The sequence below is a fragment of the Armatimonadota bacterium genome, from assembly GCA_037138755.1.
Taxonomy (GTDB): domain Bacteria; phylum Armatimonadota; class Fimbriimonadia; order Fimbriimonadales; family Fimbriimonadaceae; genus Fimbriimonas.
In genome coordinates this window covers 1-2645 of the sequence record JBAXHT010000013.1, presented here as the reverse complement: position 1 = coordinate 2645, position 2645 = coordinate 1, and the positions used below count along the sequence as shown (strand labels likewise).

At 56.7% G+C, this 2645-nt stretch carries 4 protein-coding genes; 3 read left to right on the top strand and 1 reads right to left on the bottom strand.

The window, feature by feature from the left end:
* Positions 1-64 precede the first annotated feature (64 nt).
* Complete coding sequence (locus tag WCK51_15985; protein ID MEI7578389.1) at positions 65-208, bottom strand: hypothetical protein; 144 nt, start codon at positions 206-208, stop codon at positions 65-67.
* 164 nt (positions 209-372) lie between these two features.
* Here WCK51_15985 and WCK51_15980 point away from each other — a divergent pair, with 164 nt between their 5' ends.
* The 3 genes from WCK51_15980 to WCK51_15970 form a co-directional block, all read left to right on the top strand.
* Positions 373-657, top strand: coding sequence for a hypothetical protein (locus WCK51_15980; GenBank protein MEI7578388.1), 285 nt, complete (start codon positions 373-375; stop codon positions 655-657).
* 333 nt (positions 658-990) lie between these two features.
* Positions 991-1821: a zinc finger CCHC domain-containing protein gene (locus tag WCK51_15975; protein MEI7578387.1), complete on the top strand. Its 831-nt coding sequence runs from the start codon at positions 991-993 to the stop codon at positions 1819-1821.
* Positions 1779-2645: retropepsin-like aspartic protease (locus WCK51_15970; GenBank protein ID MEI7578386.1), on the top strand; the 867-nt coding region annotated here is incomplete at its 3' end. The genes WCK51_15975 and WCK51_15970, both read left to right, overlap by 43 nt.

Here is a 2645-nt window from a genome sequence, read left to right as displayed (position 1 = left end):
CTCAAGCCTCTAGCCTCTTGTAACTCTCGAGCTCTAGTCAACCGGTCGCCTTACAATTGGATGATCAGACATCAACGGGCAAGTGAGGTGGCTCACTCGCCTCCATTTCGAGAAGCTCCGGGCTAAGAAGATTCGAGATGCCCGTGCAACTCATCAAGGGCATTCCGGAGCCCGCCGGATGCCAAGTGTACAAGACGGTACCGCTCAAGCTCAAGATCAAGTTTAACGGTCAAACAACCGAGCGGATGGTCAAGATCCGCCGGCTTGTGAAGACCATCGCCCCGCAAGGCCTCGCGGCCAAGCGGCGCGCCCTCAAGAGACAAGTAGCGTGCGGCACGTCCCAACGGCCGCGCAATCAAGTTTGTCCGAGCCTTGGAGGAGGCCAACAACAAGCTTTGCATCGAGCGGCAACGGCGCACCGCGGCCGAGATTCGCCTCAACGACATCAAGCTTCGGCAAAGAGATGCCGCCGAGCGACGGGCCGCGGAGAAGAAGGAAGCCATCATGAAAGGGTGCGCCTTTGTGCACAAGCACCGCCTCTACGAGCGGTACCATCGAGAGGACACCAAGTTGTACCCTCGGTACTTCAAGGAGAAGCGGCCGCCTAAAGCCGTCTTCCATCGAGACGCCTACGACAATTGGATGATCAGTCTATGAACCTTCGAGACCGCCACTAGAACCTTCCATGACCTACCCGGACCCCTCGCCAAAGATCCCGGCAAGCCACCTCCCGCCCAAGTCAAAGACTCGACTTCCGGTCTACATCCTTCTAGAACCTTCTTAGAGCTTCTAAGAAATTCTTAGAGCTTCTAAGAAGCCGGAAACGGACGGACGGAGTCCCCCCGTATTCCATCCGCAAGACTACAAAGGGCGGAACGGGATGGCCACCCCATCATTCCGCAAACCAAGCAAGCAACTCAAGCCTTCGAGTCGAGCCCTCAAGTCAAGCAACAACTCCGGTCTACTCATCAAGTCAAGTCTCCGCCCGAGATGGAAGGCCAAGACGCCAACGCCATTCTCAATGGCCTTTTCCAGCGCATCCAGCAACTGGAGGCTGTGCAAGCACAGGCTCACGCCGGTGCTCGCAACAAGCCGCCCAAGCCCGACCAGTTCTTTGGCACCGATGATGCCAAAAGGGTTAGGCAGTGGATCTTCCAGGTGGAGAACTACTTCAACGTCATGAACGAGCCCGAGGCGAGACGCGTGCCTTACGCAACGACGTTGTTGCGCAAGAACGCCCTCCTTTGGTGGCAAAGCCTCCGCCCCGAGGAGCGCCCGGCCGCGTGGGAGGACTTCACGCGGACGCTCATCGAGTACTTCCAGCCCATCAGTGCCACTCTTGTGGCGCGCGACACCCTCGCCCGCCTCTACCAGAAGTCATCAGTCAAGCAGTTTGTCGAGGAGTTCAAGGCCCAAGTGCTGAACATTCCGGACATCACCGACGCCGAGAAGCTCGACAAGTTCCGGCGCGGGCTCAAGAAAGAAGTGCGCCTCCACGTCGCATTTGCTAACCCGCCGTCATTCGACCAAGCGGTCTCCGTCGCGGAGCAAATCGACGAGGTGCTCTACAGCCACCGGGGTTACTCACCCAAGCCTTCGTACACCCCGCGCCCCAGTCACCCCAACCCCACTCGGGCAGTACCGATGGATATTGGTGCGATACAGCCGGGCCGCGACGGTGAGAAGACGTTCAAGAAGCTCACTCCCGAGGAGAAGGCAGAACTCAACCGCATCAACGGTTGCTACTACTGCCGGAAGCCCGGGCACCGTGCGCTTGAGTGCCCTCTCAAGAAGCAAAAAAACTCAGTGCGGCGTCAGTAGACGAGTCGAGCGTTACTGCCGCCGATGCTCTAGGAGCAATTCAAGATGATGCGTCAGTCAGGAACGAGGCGCGGATGCCGCCTCTCATGTATCAAGGGACGTTTCAAGGACATGACATCATGATCATGGTAGACTCCGGCGCATCCGGGGACTACATCTCGGCCGATTGGGTCGATCGGCACAAGATTCAAGTTCAAGGCACTCCAACGGCGATTCAAGTTGCCGACGGTAGCGTGACGCATACCCTAGGTCACACCAAACCCGGCACGATGCGCATTGACGGTTACCAAACGGCAATCACTCCAAAAGTGATTCCCCTTTGGGAGCCTTTGCTTGTGCTCGGTGGAGGTTGGCTTAAAAGGGCAAACCCCGCTATCAATTGGCAAACTGATGAGGCCGTCATCAAGATCAAGCAACGGGAATATCATCTAAAGCCAACCAACGCGAGTCAAGGCATTCCGGTTGTTTCGGCAATCCAGTACAAAGACGTTCGCTCCGAGGATGACGAGGTCTATGTCATTCGGAGTAAATCCGACGCACCTCTCGACAACAACCCTCAAGTTCAAGCGGTTTTGAAGGATTTCGCGGACGTTTTCCCCGAGAACCTTCCAAACGAGCTACCTCCGTCCAGAGCCATTGATTTCGAGATCGAGTTGGAACCCGGTCACACTCCGCCAAGCCGGCCAACCTACCGGTTGTCATCCGAGGAACTCGCCGAGTTGAAGAAAACCCTTGACGACCTTTTGTCTAGGGGGTTTATTCAGCCAAACGTGTCTCCGTTCGGTGCACCGATCCTTTTTGTCAAGAAAAAGGATGGGAGCAGG